This is a genomic window from Neisseria sp. GT4A_CT1 (assembly GCF_000227275.1).
Classification (GTDB): domain Bacteria; phylum Pseudomonadota; class Gammaproteobacteria; order Burkholderiales; family Neisseriaceae; genus Neisseria.
Map to the genome: position 1 here is coordinate 44,846 of NZ_JH164972.1, position 17,390 is coordinate 62,235.

The 17,390-nt window shown below is 53.7% G+C and carries 11 protein-coding genes, 1 tRNA gene and 2 pseudogenes; 4 read left to right on the forward strand and 10 right to left on the reverse strand.

All coding sequences use genetic code 11. The features are described 5' to 3' along the window. The first annotated feature begins 212 nt into the window (after window positions 1-212). Window positions 213-2,915: a phosphoenolpyruvate carboxylase gene (ppc, locus tag HMPREF1028_RS12525; protein ID WP_003760477.1), complete on the forward strand. Its 2,703-nt coding sequence runs from the start codon at window positions 213-215 to the stop codon at window positions 2,913-2,915. Window positions 2,916-3,457: 542 nt separating this feature from the next. Here the strand turns inward: ppc and HMPREF1028_RS15770 are convergent. Continuing rightward, window positions 3,458-3,586 (reverse strand): hypothetical protein, encoded by a 129-nt coding sequence (locus HMPREF1028_RS15770; RefSeq protein ID WP_283119086.1) that lies wholly within the window; start codon window positions 3,584-3,586, stop codon window positions 3,458-3,460. 216 nt (window positions 3,587-3,802) lie between these two features. Here HMPREF1028_RS15770 and HMPREF1028_RS12535 point away from each other — a divergent pair, with 216 nt between their 5' ends. The 3 genes and pseudogenes from HMPREF1028_RS12535 to HMPREF1028_RS14985 all read left to right on the forward strand — a co-directional run. After that, window positions 3,803-4,072 (forward strand): hypothetical protein, encoded by a 270-nt coding sequence (locus tag HMPREF1028_RS12535; RefSeq protein WP_009313141.1) that lies wholly within the window; start codon window positions 3,803-3,805, stop codon window positions 4,070-4,072. A gap of 149 nt (window positions 4,073-4,221) precedes the next feature. After that, window positions 4,222-5,568 (forward strand): chloride channel protein, encoded by a 1,347-nt coding sequence (locus HMPREF1028_RS12540; RefSeq protein ID WP_009313142.1) that lies wholly within the window; start codon window positions 4,222-4,224, stop codon window positions 5,566-5,568. 247 nt (window positions 5,569-5,815) lie between these two features. Then, window positions 5,816-5,923: pseudogene (locus tag HMPREF1028_RS14985) on the forward strand (IS5/IS1182 family transposase); the annotation flags it as partial. 239 nt (window positions 5,924-6,162) lie between these two features. On the opposite strand, the gene HMPREF1028_RS12545 reads toward HMPREF1028_RS14985, so the two are convergent. The 9 genes and pseudogenes from HMPREF1028_RS12545 to HMPREF1028_RS12585 form a co-directional block, all read right to left on the reverse strand. Next, window positions 6,163-6,239 (reverse strand) — tRNA-Met (locus tag HMPREF1028_RS12545). Window positions 6,240-6,473: 234 nt separating this feature from the next. Continuing rightward, entirely contained in the window at window positions 6,474-7,025 is a 552-nt protein-coding gene (locus HMPREF1028_RS12550; protein ID WP_009313143.1) for a hypothetical protein, read from the reverse strand. A 101-nt stretch (window positions 7,026-7,126) separates the two neighbouring features. Then, window positions 7,127-8,044 (reverse strand): permease-like cell division protein FtsX, encoded by a 918-nt coding sequence (gene ftsX / locus HMPREF1028_RS12555; RefSeq protein WP_009313144.1) that lies wholly within the window; start codon window positions 8,042-8,044, stop codon window positions 7,127-7,129. After that, window positions 8,041-8,691, reverse strand: a complete 651-nt coding sequence (ftsE, locus tag HMPREF1028_RS12560; RefSeq protein ID WP_003765335.1) for a cell division ATP-binding protein FtsE — start codon at window positions 8,689-8,691, stop codon at window positions 8,041-8,043. The genes ftsX and ftsE overlap by 4 nt, the downstream gene beginning before the upstream one ends. 552 nt (window positions 8,692-9,243) lie before the next feature. Next, a complete protein-coding gene (locus HMPREF1028_RS12565; RefSeq protein ID WP_009313145.1) occupies window positions 9,244-10,848 on the reverse strand; it encodes a sigma-54 dependent transcriptional regulator in 1,605 nt (534 codons plus the stop codon). After that, window positions 10,841-12,430 carry a HAMP domain-containing sensor histidine kinase gene (locus HMPREF1028_RS12570; RefSeq protein WP_009313146.1) on the reverse strand — a complete coding sequence of 530 codons (1,590 nt, stop codon included), beginning with the start codon at window positions 12,428-12,430 and terminating at the stop codon, window positions 10,841-10,843. Before HMPREF1028_RS12570 ends, HMPREF1028_RS12565 begins: the two co-directional genes overlap by 8 nt. Window positions 12,431-12,593: 163 nt before the next feature. Continuing rightward, on the reverse strand, window positions 12,594-14,903 hold the full coding sequence (gene parC / locus HMPREF1028_RS12575) for a DNA topoisomerase IV subunit A (protein WP_009313147.1): 2,310 nt from the start codon (window positions 14,901-14,903) through the stop codon (window positions 12,594-12,596). Between the two features lie 349 nt (window positions 14,904-15,252). After that, window positions 15,253-16,782, reverse strand: a complete 1,530-nt coding sequence (locus HMPREF1028_RS12580; protein WP_009313148.1) for an iron ABC transporter permease — start codon at window positions 16,780-16,782, stop codon at window positions 15,253-15,255. Between the two features lie 152 nt (window positions 16,783-16,934). Beyond that, a pseudogene (locus tag HMPREF1028_RS12585) lies at window positions 16,935-17,390 on the reverse strand (hypothetical protein); the annotation flags it as partial.

Here is a 17,390-nt window from a genome sequence, read left to right on the forward strand (position 1 = left end):
TCTACGCTTCGGACTATGCTGCGGATACGAACGGCAGAATAATCGGACTGAAATGCACGGACGGCTTTGTTAAGGAATTAACGGCTTGACTTGTGCGGACGCGGGTTACATCAAGTTTCGGTGTTTTGCAACACCTTTTCCGATGGCGGTTTCAGACGACCTGCTATACAATGTTTTACGTTTGTTTTTAAGATAAATAAAGAGAGAAAATCATGCAACTGCATATCCTGAACAATCCCAAAGACGCGGCTCTAGCGGCAGACGCGGAATTTTTGAAACAATCTTTGTACAAACTCCTGCATGAAGAAGCCTCGCCTTTGGTGGTGGAAACGGTCAAACTGTTGTCCACTTCGGACGACAGCGCGGCTTTGATTGAGAAGGTTTTGCCGCAACTGGACGAACAGCAAACCCACGACCTGACGCTTGCCTGCGGCTTGTTCGCGCAGATTCTGAACATCGCCGAAGACGTACACCACGAACGCCGCCGCCAAATCCACGAAGAGGCGGGGCACGGCGGCGCGGAAGGCAGCTTGGCGGAAACGGTACGCAAACTCAAAGCGGCGAAAATCGGCGGCAAGGCGGTTCAAAAACAATTAAATACGACCAATGTTACCGCCGTTCTGACCGCGCACCCGACCGAAGTGCAACGCCAAACCGTGTTGAACTTCAACCGCCGCATCCGCGCCCTCCTGCCCCGCCGCGAACGCTGCACCCATGCCGACGCGCTGGCGGAATTGCGCCGCGAAATCGACACTATCTTATTGGGCTTATGGCAAACCAGCGAAACGCGCCACCACAAACTCAGCGTCAACGATGAAATCAACAACGGCGTATCCATCTTCCCGATGAGTTTCTTCGAGGCGCTGCCCAAACTCTACCGCAGCATGGAACGCGAGTTTCAGACGACCTATCCTGATGTGGACGTGCCCGACATCTTAAAAATCGGCGGCTGGATAGGCGGCGACCGCGACGGCAATCCGTTTGTCTCCGCCGAGACCCTGCGTTTTGCTTTCCGCCGCCATGCCGACGCGGTGTTCCGTTTTTACCGCGGCGAACTCGACAAACTCTACCGCGAGCTGCCGCTTTCCGTCCGCCGCGTCAAAGTCAACGACGACGTAATGGCGTTGTCGGACGAATCGCCAGACGAAGAAATCGCCCGCACCGAAGAGCCGTACCGCCGCGCCATCGCCTACATCATGGCGCGCGTGATGGGCAAAGCCCGCTCGCTCGGTTTGGGCATGGGCTGCAAATTCGGTTTCATGATGCCTTATGCCTCTGCACAAGAGTTTTCAGACGACCTCCACAAGCTGCAACGCTCCCTGCGCGACAACGGCAGCGCGCTTTTGGGCGAAGGCAGGCTCGCCGACCTGATCCGCTCCGTGTCCGTGTTTGGCTTCCACATGATGCCGCTCGACTTGCGCCAACACGCGGAAAAACACGCCGATGTCGTCGCCGAACTCTTCAAACACGCCGGTTTGGAAGACTACGGCAGCCTTTCCGAAACGGAAAAACAAACCGTCCTGCTGCGCGAGCTGAAACACCAGCGGCCGCTGTCCAGCCCGTTCATCACTTACAGCGAACACACCCGCCGCGAAATGGCGATTTTCAACGAAGCGCGCAACATCAAAGACGAATTCGGCGAGAACGCCGTTACCCAAAGCATCATCTCCAACTGCGAACAGCCCAGCGACCTGCTCGCCCTCGCGCTGCTGCTCAAAGAAAGCGGCTTGTTGACGGTTGAAAACGGCAAACCGCAAAGCCGCATCAACATCGTCCCCCTCTTCGAAACCATCGAAGCCCTCGAAAACGCCTGCCCCGTCATGGAAACCATGTTCAGCAACGAATGGTACCGCGACCTGCTGCAAAGCCGCGACAACATTCAGGAAATCATGCTCGGCTATTCCGATTCCAACAAAGACGGCGGCTACGTTACCAGCTCTTGGTGCCTCTATCAGGCGGAATTGGGCTTGGTCGAACTCTTCAAAAAATACGATGTCCGTATGCGCCTCTTCCACGGCCGCGGCGGCAGCGTCGGACGCGGCGGCGGCCCGTCTTACCAAGCCATCCTCGCCCAACCGGCGGGCAGCGTGGCCGGACAAATCCGCATCACCGAGCAAGGCGAAGTCATCACCGCCAAATACGCCGATCCCGGCAACGCCGTGCGCAACCTCGAAACCCTCGTCGCCGCGACGCTCGAAGCCAGCCTGCTGCCCGATCAAAAAGACCCCGAACCCGCGCTCATGCAGGCATTGTCGGACGTATCGTTCAAATACTACCGCGAGCTGATTACCCACCCCGACTTCATCGACTATTTCCTGCAAACCAGCCCCATACAGGAAATCGCCACCCTCAACCTCGGCAGCCGCCCCGCCAGCCGCAAAACCTTGGCGCGGATACAGGATTTGCGCGCGATACCGTGGGTGTTCTCATGGATGCAAAACCGCCTCATGCTGCCCGCGTGGTACGGCTTCGGCAGCGCAGTGGAAAGCCTGTGCGAAGGCAAACCCGAAACCCTCGCCGCCCTGCGGGAACACGCGCAGCACAACCCCTTCTTCCAAGCCATGCTCTCCAATATGGAACAAGTCATGGCGAAAACCGACATCACCCTCGCCGAAAACTACGCCGGCTTGAGCGAATCGCCCGAAAAAGCCGCCGTCATCTTCGGCATGATTAAGGAAGAATACCAACGCAGCCGCAAAGCCCTGCTCGACCTTTTGCAAACCGACGAACTCTTGCGCGACAACCGCAGCCTCGCCCGCTCGCTTGCCCTGCGGATTCCGTACCTGAACGCGCTCAACGGCCTGCAAGTCGCCATGCTCAAACGCCTGCGCAAAGACCCGCACGACCCGCACACCCTCCTGATGGTGCACCTGACCATCAACGGCGTGGCACAAGGTTTGCGCAATACAGGTTAAGGCAGTACGAAAAAAGGTCGTCTGAAAACCGTTTCAGACGACCTTTAGACCAAGTGCAAACCGTAACGCGGGCTTTATCCGCGAAAACCCATACTGTTCTGCTGCATCACTGTGTTTGCCGGGGTACGGCAGCCGCTTCGGCGTTGCGGATGATCGACGTACTGACACACCTTAGCGCGGTATAGTGGATTAAATTTAAATCAGGACAAGGCGACGAAGCCGCAGACAGTACAGATAGTACGGAACCGATTCACTTGGTGCTTCAGCACCTTAGAGAATCGTTCTCTTTGAGCTAAGGCGAGGCAACGCCGTACTGGTTTAAAGTTAATTCACTATACTGCCCCATATCGCCGCACCATAACATTTCAGACGACCCCGAGGTCGTCTGAAACACAAAAACAGCTTACGTCAAGGGAGCCATCATTATGTCTGACATTGTCTTTATATTGTTATTCGGCAGGCTTCAACCCCACAGGACAACCAACTCATCCGACTCGCCCGTCCCCTTTTGGCATTCGGCGGCAGGCTCGGCTTTGATTTATTTATGCATACGCATAGTGACAATCATCGTTCATGATTCGATTTCCAAAGCCATTGACAGCCTCCCCCTCATCCTGTTTCAAACCATCTGCATATTCGGCTGCTTGCTTTTGTATTTCAAAATGTTGCATACCACGTCCAACCCGAAACGCCGCCGGTTTATCTATTGGGGACTGGGCATTCTTTCAGGTATATCCTTAACCCTACTGTCCGAAAAATTGTTTTATTGGGCAAACTTATTTATTATGCATTGACTGGAGGGGCAACAGGCTGCCTCCCCTCTTTTTTCAGACGACCCCGAGGTCGTCTTAAAAACAAAAACATCTTACTCACAAGGAAATTATTTTATGATGTTACTCTTTGCATCCATCTTTTTTGACATTGCTTTGATATTGGCATTCGGCAGATTTCAAGCTGTGGGGACGCTGGATTTCCCCGACAAGCTCTATCCCATCTGGAAATGGGCGGTAGGCGCGGGCGTACTTTACACACTGAAACCTGCAATAATCGCCTACGCCTCTTATTCATCTGTCTCCCTCTTCGGCTGTTTACTGATTTTTCGCCATCTCATCCGCCACGTTCGCACTCTATTTCAAACTGCTGCGTGCCACCACTGACAAACCTACGCAGCACCGATCTATTTACTGGGGTGTCGGCATCGCTTCTGCATTTTTACTGTCTTTCGGTTTAGGCTATCTTGGCGCATTGATAAACCGCCTTCCGCAATAACCCTTTTCAGACGACCTTTTCCACACTTCCGCATACCATGCCGACCAAACCGCCCGCCTACCACATCACGCACAAAATCCGCCAAACCCGCCGCATTTCGCGTAAAAGCATTGCTTTTCTGTTCCTGCTGGCAGGTTCGGCACTGGTTGCGCTGACCGCCCTCCTGTTTGCTTGGATGGCGGATTTCGCGTTGGAAACGAATGCGGAGTTGGTGCAAAAATATCCTTGGTTTGCCTGGGTCGCCCTGCCCTTCGGGCTGCCACTCATCGTCTGGATCACCCGCCGTTTCGCCCCCTACACCTCCGGCAGCGGCATCCCGCAAGTGCTCGCCAGCCTCGCCCTGCCCTACGGCGCCAACAAAACCCGCCTGATCCGCCTCCGCGAAACCCTCCTCAAAATCCCGCTGACCTTCCTCGCCATGTGCGCAGGCGCATCCGTCGGGCGTGAAGGGCCGTCCGTCCAAGTCGGCGCGGCAGTCATGAGCGCGTGGGGCGCATGGTGTAAAAAACACGGCTTCGCCTTTCGCGGCATGCAGGAAAACGATCTTATCGCCGCAGGCGCGGCAGGCGGGCTGGCCGCCGCGTTCAACGCCCCGCTGGCAGGCGTGATTTTCGCCATCGAAGAACTCGGGCGCGAAGTCATGCTGCGTTGGGAGCGGCAAATCCTACTCGGCGTCCTCGCCGCCGGTTTCATCCAAGTCGCCATCCAAGGCAACAATCCCTATTTTTCAGGCTTCAGCGGCGGCGCGCTCGACAATATGCTCGGCTGGGTATTGGGCTGCGGACTCGCGTGCGGCATCGCCGGCGGACTGTTCGGACGCACCCTGTATCTCGGTGCCACCGCCTTCGCCCCCGCCAAATGGCGCGAACACATCCGCCGCCATCCCCTGATTACCGCCGCCCTCATCGGCATCCTGATCGCCGCTATCGGCACGCTTTACCAAGGCAAAACCTACGGCACAGGCTACCACGAAGCCGCCCAAGCCCTGCGCGGCATCCACGAAGCCCCCGCCGGACTCGCCGCCGCCAAATGGTTCTCCACCGTCCTGACCTACTGGACAGGTACGCCCGGCGGCATCTTCACCCCATCCCTCACCATAGGCGCAGTCTTGGGCGAACGCATCGCCACCCTCACCGGACTCGCCCAAGGCACCCACGTCCTCGTCCTCATCTGCATGGCAGCCTTCCTCGCCGGCGCCACCCAATCGCCGCTCACCTCCGCCGTCGTCGTGATGGAAATGACCGGCGGACAAAACCTCCTCTTCTGGCTGCTCATCGCCTGCATCTTCGCCTCACAAGTCTCCCGCCAATTCTCCCCCCGCCCTTTCTACCACGCCGCAGGCACACGCTTCAAACGGCAGGTGGAACAAAGCGGACAGAAGTGAAGCCTGATATTGCCGATGCGGGAAGGTGTAGGAAAGGTCGTCTGAAATATTTAGCGATTCGTGGGCAAAGCCCACGCTACAAAGTTTGTTGACAACACAATTGCCGTAGCGTGGACTCTGTCCACGAAAATGATTGACGCAAAAAGGTCGTCTGAAAACCCGATGTAGGTTTCAGACGACCTTTCATATTTGAACTTTCTATCGGTTTTGGCTGACTCGGTATCCGTAACGTAGGTTCTACCCACGAAGATATAGTGGATTAAATTTAAATCAGGACAAGGCGACGAAGCCGCAGACAGTACAGATAGTACGACAAGGCGAGGCAACGCCGTACTGGTTTAAAGTTAAGCCACTATAAAACGGACAGGTCACCTGAAATCTTGAGTGGTTCGCGGGCAAAGCCCACGCTACAAAGTTTGTTGACAACACAAGTGCCGTAGCGTGGACTCTGTCCACGAAAATGATTGACGCAAAAAGGTCGTCTGAAAACCCGAACATCAAGTTTTCAGACGACCTTCTTAAGGTATAGGGATTCACTTACCCCGGCAATCAAGCCAAGAAAAAACCCTCGGTAGAACCGAGGGCTTGAAAATTTGGTTGCGGGAGCAGGATTCGAACCTACGACCTTCGGGTTATGAGCCCGACGAGCTACCATGCTGCTCCATCCCGCGTCAGAAAGTAGAACTATACAGACACTTGAAAACGCTGTCAAGCTATTTGTCGCCCAATTTGAGCAATTCATTAACCATTCAAATTCAAAACGGTAAAATCAATTCCAACAACCTTATGATTTCAAATAGTTTAAACCAAAATTCGACCCATCAGCGTTAATCAAAACCCCATCATAAACCGTCCAACCTCAAAAAGCCTTTAAACATGATTGCAACCGGTTTTTGGGCTTTTCACTATTGATAAAAAGATCCTCTCATCACACCTAACGGATTGTAAAACACACTGAAATAGAGACCTTCAAAGATATTCTCGTTTAAGCTTTGTTGGTACCATCCAATCCCGATTAAGCCGACAGCCCATATCAGACAAACCATGATTGCCAACCTGACAATCAGGCGCTGTTTGTGCGGCATAAGGCTACATAACCAATCCGCACATAGAAGCATACCTGACATCACCCAAACCACGTACCCCCAACCAAATACACCAGGCAACACAAATATCGACCCCGGTATCATCAGGATTAACATTAAACAGGGTAACCAAGGTAAGGTATCTTTCTCATCATTCAATCTGAAATATAAAACAATAAAAATTACATTAGCAAATGTAGGCCAGCTTGCTGGATGCCAAAAAACTATCAAACCTGTCATCCATATTTCTAAACCTAGCGCTCCTTTTACGGCAGGCAAGCACAAGGATAAGAAGAACAGCATCATCGCCATCCTTCTTAAGGATTTTCTTAAACCTATGTGATAGTCGAGTGGCAGTAGCTTGCCCTGCATATTATTTCCTTACACGATAAATAGCAGCCAATCAAAGGTCGTCTGAAACCTTGTTTTAGAGTTTCAGACGACCTTTTTGCCTTTGCTTCAATCCAATGATTTTATTTCTTGGCCCTAAAGCCCAGCAGATGCTGCGTAGTAGCAAGCCATGCGCCGAAGACGCCTAGGGCGATGACGAAGCCGAACACCAGCGAAACTTCGCTGAAATGGAAGAAGCGCCAGCCGATATTAAGCCCGTAGGGTTTGAAGATGGCATCTACCAACGGACGTACGGCGGAGAGCAGCCAGCCGCACAGTCCCAAGCTGACGGCGGCGGAGAAGATACTCTGCCACATGGCTTGGTAAAGGAAGGGACGTCGGATGAACGATGCGGGTGCGCCGAGCAGCTTGGTGATTTCGATTTCTTCTTTGCGGCTGAGGATTTGCAGACGGATGGTGTTGTGCGCGACAAGGACGAACGCCATGCCCAGCGTCAGTGAAAGAAACCATAAAATTTTGCGGATGAACTCGTTGATTTGATACAGCGTTTGCACCCATTCGGTGTCCATGGTGGCAGATTCGACCATGGGCAGCTTGACCATATCCTGATAAATCGCCTGCATTTGTGGGGGCGGCGTAGCGGGATCGGGCGTTACGATAAATGCGTCGGGCAAGGGGTTGCCGTCGAGCATGGAAACGAGGTTTTGATCGAGGTTGGATTGCAGCTCTTCCAAGCCTTCCTGCTTGCTGATGAAACGGATTTTGTTGAGGCGCGCATCGCGTTCCAACAGGTTGCGGACGGTATCGCTGTCGGCTTTGGAAGCGTCGGTTTCCATATAGAGGGTGATTTGCGGCGACTCGTTGAGTTTGCCTAAAACGCTTTGCCCGCTTTGGATGCCCAAATACATGAAAAGCGGCAGGGTCATGGCGACGGCGAGCATCAGGAGGGTGAGCAGCGTGCCGACGGGTTGGCGCAGGAGCTGTTTGAGCGCAGTGCGCGCGGATTCGACGTGCAGCGAGACGTAGTGAATGATGCTCATGCGAGTCGTCCTTTCGAGAGGCGCAGGATGCGGTGGCCGTAGTCTGCCATGAGGGTTTCGTCATGAGCGGCGACGATGACGGTGGTTCCTGCTTCGTGGAAGGTTTTGAACAGTTCCATGATGTCGAGCGCGTAGGCGCGGTCGAGGTTGGCGGAGGGTTCGTCGGCAATCAGGAGGCTGGGCTGGTGGACGACGGCGCGGGCGATACACAGGCGTTGCTGTTCGCCACCTGAGAGGGTTACGGGATCATCCAATTCGCGGCCTTTCAAGCCGACTTTTTCAATGGCGATGCGGGCGCGTTCTTCGGCTTTGCGCGGCTGATAACCGATAATCCGCAGCGGCAGGATGACGTTTTGCAGGACGTTGCGGTCATAGAGGATTTTGTGGTCTTGGAACACGATGCCGATATGCTGGCGCATGAAGCCGATTTGGTTGTCGCTCAATTCGCCCAAGTCTTGGTTGTTGAACCACACTTTGCCTTTGCTGGGCTTGGTAATACCGGAAATCAGCTTGAGGATGGTGGACTTGCCGGAGCCGGAATGGCCGGCGATAAATATCATTTCGCCTTTTTTGATTTGGAAGCTGACGTTTTTCAGGGCTTCAAAACCGCCTGGATAGGTTTTGGAAACTTGTTCGAAACGGATCATAAGGTATTCCTGGAAAGGGGTCAGGACAAACTTATCCACAGTTAATCCACAAAAGGATGCGCTATCGGAGATAGGTCGTCTGAAAAATAGGATATGTGCCGAATTATAAAGATTTCGGCGTTTTTTTGATAGTTTGCTCAGATATGGACGGCGGTAGGCAAAGCGTCGGACTGACGGCTTTACAACACAATATTACAAGTGTGATTGTCGCCACCATTTTATAGTGAATTAACTTTAAACCAGTACGGCGTTGCCTCGCCTTAGCTCAAAGAGAACGATTCTCTAAGGTGCTGAAGCACCAAGTGAATCGGTTCCGTACTATCTGTACTGTCTGCGGCTTCGCCGCCTTGTCCTGATTTAAAGTTAATCCACTATATTCAACCGTATTTATCCACAAATCTCCTAAAACAGAGAGGTCGTCTGAAAATTTTCAGACGACCTCTCGAACGCCAAAAACCGCGTATCCGACTGAATGGCAGATACGCGGTTTGAGATTTGAAGCACATATTCGGGTCTTGCTTCCTAAACGTTCAGACAATGCAAAGTGCAAGCTTAATTGATGTCCAAACGTTCCATACGGTAGCGCATGGAGCGGAAGCTGATGCCTAAAAGCTTGGCTGCCTGAGTGCGGTTGTAACGGGTTTGTTGCAACGCCTGTTCGATAATGCCACGCTCGATTTGGTCAAGGTAATCTTGAATCTGCATGGTGCGCGGGTCAAACGGCGGAAGCGGCTGGTGATCCAAAGTTTCGCCTTTTCGTGTTTCGGAATCGGCGATGTCGTCAAGGCTGAGGTTTGGATGGTCGTTTTTGGGCGTCGTCGTGTTTTGGATTTGCAAATCATCCAACTGGATAACTTGTCCGACAGTCAGGGCGACGGCGCGTTCGAGGATGTTTTCGAGTTCGCGGAAGTTGCCGGGATAGCTGTAATGCAGCAGGGCTTCTTGCGCTTTGGGGCTGAGTTTGTAGGTTTGCGTACCGTGGCGGTGTTTGTAGAGCAGGTACAGAATCAGCGCGCCCAAGTCTTCGCGCATTTCGCGCAGGGGCGGCATATACAGGGTAACGACGTTGAGGCGGTAATATAAGTCTTGACGGAATGCACCGCTGTCAACAAGGGCTTCGAGGTTTTTGTGGGTGGCGCAGATGATGCGGACATCGACGAAAGTTTCGCGGGCATCACCGATGCGGCGCACAGCTTTTTCTTGGATGGCGCGCAGGAGTTTGACTTGCATGGCTAGCGGCAAGTCGGCAACTTCGTCGAGGAACAGCGTACCGCCGTCGGCGTGTTGGAAAAAGCCGAGACGGTCTTGGTCGGCGCCGGTAAAGCTGCCTTTTTTGTAGCCGAAGAATTCGCTTTCCATCAGATTTTCAGGAATTGCGCCGCAGTTGACGGCGATAAAGGGCTTGTCGGCGCGATCGGACAATTCGTGGATGGTACGCGCCGCCTGTTCTTTACCGGTACCCGATTCGCCGGAAATATAAACGGGCACGCCGCTGCGGGCGAGGCGGCGGATCAGGTGGCGGACTTCGACCATTTGGGGCGAACTGCCGAGCAGCCTCGGCATATCTTCTTCGCCGCCCAATTCGGGCACGTCTTCGTTCGCGCGCATGGCGATTTCGCCGGTGGCAAAGCGTTCTTTCATGGAACGCAGGCTTTCGGGTACGGAGACAGAACCGCTCAAGTCGCGTTTGGGCGGTTTGGGCGGGGTTTTAGGCTTGTTGAATGCGGCAGCGACGGGTGCGGACGGTTTTTCGGTCGGCGGCTGGGCAATTTCGTCTGTACTATTGGAAACAGAAACGGCGGATTTAACCAGCGAACGCAGTTGGGAAAGGGTAATCGGCTTTTGCAGGTAGTCGAACGCACCCGCATTAAGGGCTTCGACCGCCTGGTCGGCATTACCGAAGGCGGTAATGACGGCGACAGGGGTGTCGAGCATGAGTTCGTCTATGTATTGGACGACTTCGAGACCTGAGCCGTCGGGCATCCGCATATCAGTCAAGACAAGGGAGTAGTCGTTGTTGTCGAGCTTGTCTTTGGCATCTTCTACGCCGACGGCGGTCTGCACGTGCAGTCCCATCTTCATCAGCGTCATTTCCATCAAGTCACGGATGTCGGCCTCGTCGTCGACGACCAATACTGGGTCTTGCAGCTTACTCATTGTGTTCTCTCGGTAAAATCAGTTCGAATCCGTTCATTTCGGGGTGGTAATGGAGTTGGCCCATATTGGCGTGTGCCAGTTCGCGGGCAACGTACAATCCCAATCCCGTACCTTGTTTTTCAGTGGTGTAGAACGGCTCGAAGAGATGGTTGCGAACTTCGGGCGAAATGCCTTTGCCGTTATCGGCAACGACGATGGAAATGTGCATCCTGCCGCTGGGGCGGATCAGGACGGTAATCGCGTTTTCGTCCTGACGGCTGTGCCGCCATGCGTTATTGCAGAGGTTCCACATAATTTGTTGGATGTGCATCACATCAGCGAGGACGGTAAGGTTGTTGCCGTCCATATTCATGCGCAGGCAGCCGATGGCTTCGGAATTGTTGAGCGTGAACTCTTGTTTGAAGTCGAGCCAGAATTTCATCAGGTTGATCGGCTCGCGGCTGATATTGTCGCGTTTGTTGAGCAGGGAGATGTCTTCCAACATTTTGTCGATGCGCTGGATGTTGCTGTCGATGATGCCGCAAAGCTTGGCTTTAACGGGATCGGGTTCGGCATCGTCATCACTTTCTTGCAGCAAATCGCTGGCATGACGGATGGCGGACATCGGATTGCGGATTTCGTGGGCGAGGTTCGCGGTAAGCTGTCCGAGCGAGGTGAGCTTGGTGGACATGGCCTCTGCCGCGACTTCGCGCAGCGAACGGACATACAGCATGAGCAGTTCCGTCTGTTCCTGAATCAGCGGGACGGCGCGGACGTGCATGGCGTGTTGGAAGATGTGGATATCGGTTTCAAACGGTTTGTCGGGATGATATTGCCAGCGTGTAACCAATTCGCTGAACACGACTTCCTGCTGGTCAACCACTAAACCGGGGAAATAGGTTTTTGCCTGTTTGTTGAAAAGCCAGACGCGCTGGGTACTGTCGATGACGATAACGGCTTCCTGCACGCGGTTGAGGACGAGGCGGTTCAACCCGCTGATGCGGCGGTAGGCAAGCTGATGGCGGCTGGCAGATTCGGTCGCTTGCTCCAAATAGCGGGCGGCGAACGAAGTCAGCATGGCGACGAGGTAACACGCGCCGCTGAGCAGGACCGTAGTAATCAGGGGCTGCGTATCCCAATCAAACGGATGCAGGCGGACGCTGCCGTCGAGCAGCAGATTGAAGAAGAACAGCATGGACGCGTAGCCTGCGTACAGCATGGGATAATGCCCGTAGCTGAGGAGGCAGGACGTCGCGACGAAAGGAAGGACAAGGATGCCGAAGCCCGAATCGACTCCGCCGGCGATATACACCAGTATCATCATCATCGAAATATCGACGACTGCGCTGGCATTGGGCAAATCCAAAGTCTGCCATTGCCAGTCCGGACGGGCGACGGATAACAAGATGAGGAAAGAATACAGCGCTGCCCAGCTGTAAAATTCGACGGGGGGGAATGACATGCCGATATGGGTGCCATTGCTGTAAACGCCGAAAGCATGCATGACCAACAGCGGCAGCACGATGGCAATGCGGGCAATATTGATTAAACCGGGTATCCGCTCGCTCAGGTTTCCCAGTTCCTGAAAGCCGGACTTACTCATATCCGCAACCCTTTTTGTTTATTTTTATCATTATTAGTACCTGTTTTTGAAATCGTTCTGCAATATTTCCGCAGACGGTCGTAAATATTTTTTAATTTTGTCAGCATAACATAAAACGACCGTGTTTTCTAGGTTTTCAATGTGTTATCGTTTCCTCTGTTGCTTATTCGGAAGCTGCGGACAAGGTTTTCAGACGACCTGAGATGTCCAAAACCTTCCCTTTTTTGCCGCGTTTGCCCTCGATATCGCAAATGCGCAATTTTTCCTGATGCGCCGCACCGCGCTTGCCGACGGTTTCAACGATGAATTCCGCAGCCGTGGTTACGAGAACGTGTTCCAGCGATGCGCCTTCGGTCAGCGACATCAACTGCAAACCACGGCCTTTAGGCATGACTTTGAGTTCGCCGATCGAGAACGCCAAGAGGCGGTGGTCGCTGCTGGCCAGTACGACTTTGCAGTCGGGGTTGATGAGCGAGGAGGCATAAACCGCAATCGGCGGCAGGACGATTTCGCCTCTGTCCACAGTCATCACCACTTTGCCCGCTTTCACGCGTCCGACCATATCGCCCAGTTTGGCGATGAAGCCGTAGCCGCCGCTGCCTGAAAGTAGGTAATGCTGTTCGGGCTGTCCGGTGAGCATGGCGACGGGTTTCGCGCCGTTTTGCAGCTCGATTAACGATGAAACGGGCACACCGTCGCCGCGCCCGCCGGGGATTTCGGCGGCATCGAGGGTGTAGGTTCTGCCCAATGAATCGAGGATGACGACGGGTAAAACAGTGCGGCCTTCAAGGGTTTGTTTGAGGCGGTCGCCTTCTTTGAATGCGGTTTGGCTCAAATCAAGGTTGTGTCCGGCCCGGCTGCGTATCCACCCTTTTTCCGACAGAATCAGCGTGATGGGTTCATCGGCGGTGGTTTGCGTCAGCACGGCGCGCCCGGCTTCTTCCACCAGCGTGCGGCGCGGGTCGCCGAACTGCTTCATGTCCGCCTGCATCTCTTTGATAATCAGCTTGCGTTTTTCGTTTTCGTCGCCCAAAAGGATATTCAGACGACCTTGTTCTTCACGCAACTCGTTCAATTCTTTTTCGAGTTTGAAACCTTCCAAACGCGCCAGCTGACGCAGGCGGATTTCCAAAATGTCTTCGGCTTGGATTTCGGTCAGCCCGAACGCCGCCATCAGATCGGTTTTCGGGTCGTCTGATTCGCGGATGACTTTAATCACTTCATCAATGTGCAGAAAGACTTTCAGACGACCTTCAAGGATGTGCAACCGTTTTTCCACTTGGTTCAAACGGAATTTCAGACGGCGTGTTACGGTAACGACGCGGAAATCCAGCCATTCCTGCAAAATCGTTTTCAGGTTTTTCTGCGCAGGGCGGTTGTCCAGCCCCATCATCACCAAGTTCATGGACACATTGCCTTCCAGCGAAGTCTGCGCCATCAGCGTGTTGATGAAGGTATCGGTATCGATGCGGCTGGATTTCGGCTCGAACACAAGGCGCACGGGATGTTCGCCGTCGGACTCGTCGCGTACGCGGTCGATTAAATCCAGCATCAGCTTTTTGGTGTTGAGCTGGTCTTGGTTGAGCTGCTTTTTGCCTGCTTTCGGTTTCGGGTTAGTTTGTTCTTCGATTTCAGCAAGGATTTTGGCGGAATTAGCGTTCGGCGGCAGCTCAGTCACAATCACGCGCCATTGTCCGCGCGCCAGCTTCTCGATTTCGTAACGTGCACGCACGCGCACGCTGCCCTTGCCGGTTTCGTAAATCCGACGCAATTCGTCCGCCGGCGTGATGATTTGACCGCCGCCGGCAAAATCAGGCGCGGGGATGTACTGCATCAGGTCGGCGGTTTCCAACGTCGGCTTTTTCAACAGCGCAATCGCCGCCTGCGTAACTTCGTTCAGATTATGCGACGGGATTTCGGTCGCCATGCCCACCGCGATGCCCGACGCGCCGTTGAGCAACACCATGGGCAAGCGGGCGGGCAGGTGCAGCGGTTCGTCAAACGCGCCGTCGTAGTTCGGCACAAAATCCACCGTCCCCTGATTGATTTCGGACAACAGCAATTCCGCAATCGGCGTTAGCCGCGCTTCGGTGTAACGCATCGCCGCCGCCCCGTCGCCGTCGCGCGAACCGAAGTTGCCGATGCCGTCGATTAAGGGATAGCGCAAGGTAAAATCCTGCGCCATCCGTACCATCGCTTCATAGGCGGAACTGTCGCCGTGCGGGTGGTATTTACCTAAAATCTCGCCGACCACGCGCGCCGATTTCACCGGCTTCGCTCCCGCCGTCAAACCCATATCGCGCATGGCAAACAAAATGCGCCGCTGCACGGGCTTCTGGCCGTCTGAAACTTCAGGCAGCGCGCGGCCTTTGACCACGCTCATAGCGTATTCGAGATAGGCGCGTTCGGCGTATTGACCTAAGAGCAGGTAGTCTTCGCCGACAGGGGATGGGACGGAAACGTGTTCGTTCATAAGGAAGCTGGAATGAAAGATAAAGGAAGGTATTGTAAAGGATAGCGAATGAAAATAAAAATGTCGGGGCATGGTTTCGCCGCGTATCTTTTTATAGTGGATTAAATTCAAATCAGGACAAGGCGACGAAGCCGCAGACAGTACAGATAGTACGGAACCGATTCACTTGGTGCTTCAGCACCTTAGAGAATCGTTCTCTTTGAGCTAAGGCGAGGCAACGCCGTACTGGTTTAAAGTTAATCCACTATATTTTTGAATGGAATTGCTGACAATCTAAATGGATTTGAGGTCGTCTGAAATGTTTTCAGACGACCTCTATAAACATCATGCTACATTTCAAAAGCGGACATCAAGTCTTTTCACGTTCGTCCAGCAGCAAAAACACCATCAGCGACAGCAGCATCAAAACCGTCGTCAACACCATTGCCCGTGCATAATTGTCCTCCCCTGCCCTGCCCAGATACGAATAAATCAAAGTGGTCAGCGTCTGCCATTCGGGGCGCGACAAAAACAGCGTGGCGGCAAATTCGCCGATACAGGTTGCCGCCGCCAAAGTCAGACCGCGTCGCAAAGCAGGTTTCAATAAAGGGGCTGTCACATACAAGGTCGTCTGAAAAGCATTTGCCCCCATACCGCGCGCAGCCGACACATAATCTTCAGGCAAATCGTCCCAAGCCGCCAGCACATCTTTTGCCACAAACGGATACGCCAGCAGCGCATAAGTGACAACCAACAAAGGCAGCGATGCCGTCCATTGCGGATAAAGCAGCAATATACCGGCGGCAATGCAGACAGGCGAAACCATAAACGGCAAGAACACCAAACTGCGCACCCACGCCACCCGTCGCGCAACCGCCGCATACATCACCCCCAGCACAACCGCCGTCAAAACCGCCATCCCCGAAAACCGCAGCGTATTCCATCCCGCAGCCAAAGTTTCCCGTTCCAGCAATACGCCCCAAGACCCGCCTGCCGATGCCGCCAAAAAAACCACCGCCACCAAAGGCAGCAGGCAACACAGCAGCAACACCATTAAAGAAAAACCCAGCAAAACACGTTCGCCCAAAGATTGCGGACGATGCGGCAGCAAAGCACGAACCGCCTTATCAGAAGCCGTTTGCCGGCTCAAATACGCATACAGCAGCCCCGCCAATGCCGTCACCCCCAACACCATCCACACCAAAACCGACGCCTGAGCCATATCCAGCTCATACATCACCAACTGATAAATCTCCACCTCAACCGTCGTATAACGGCTGCCACCCAGCAACAAAGCCAGTCCGAAACCCGAAAAACAATACAAAAATACCAAACAAGCCCCGCCCGCCAACCAAGGGCGCAACACCGGCCATTCCACAAAACAAAACCGCTGCCAAGCCCCCGCACCCAGCGTCTGCGCCGACTGCAGTCTCGCCTGCGGCACCTGCAAAAATCCCTGATACGCCGCGCGTACCAACACAGGCAAGTTGAAAAACACATTGCCGTAAAGCAACAAATACGGCGTATCCTGCCAGCCCGCCCACAACACACCGTTTGCCCCGAACAAAGCCAACACACCCACCCCGACCACCAAAGTCGGCATCACAAACGGCAGCATCAAAAGTCGCAAAATCATCTCACGCCCGCGAAACGACAACCTTGCCAACGACCACCCCACCGGAATACCAAGCAGCAAAACCAGCACACAAGTGACCGCCGCCTGAACCACCGTCCAAACCAAGCGATGCTGCATATAATCGTCAGCCAACACCAACGACCAAGCCGACCCGTCATAAGCCGCCATCGCCACCAATGGCGCAACCACCATCACCACCAAGAAACCCAAAGGCAACAGCGCAAGCAAAACAGTAGCAGGAAACGAGCGAAACAGAGTTTTCATAGAACGGATAGACAGGGTTTAAAACAGATATTGTAACGGATACGAAGCAAAGGTCGTCTGAAAAGGGATTTGAACTTTTCAGACGACCTTGATAAATGTTGGGTTTTCGGCTCAATCTATACTTGTTAATAGATTATTTATGGCTTGTTACCTTACCACATTGCCTTTCTACGCAAAGGCTCGTTATGGTCTCCTTTGACAAGCTCCCAAATGGTCAGGCCCATTTGGGGTCCGAGAAGTGCTTTTTGTGTCCGTACTCCTTCTCCTTCAGGGAAAATTTCGCCTTTATTGAAATGGCGGGTCTCACCGTCAAAGCTGGTGATTTTCCACATACCTGAAATTGGAACTGGCTCTTCCTCGACGCCGATGATTTCCTGCGGCGCTTGGGTGTAGATCCGCTTGCCGTCCTTTTCTTCCACTTCCCAGCCGTCCCATCTTCTCGACCAATAATACATCTGTTCGCGGGTAATGCCGCCCATATTTTCGCGCGGATATTTTTCGCGTATCGGTTCTAAAGCTCGGTTTAGCGCAATGTAGTCCAAGGGTAAATCTTCGCGGATATCCCCTGTTTCGGGCAAGCTGCCGATTTTAAAAACCTTGATACCGGC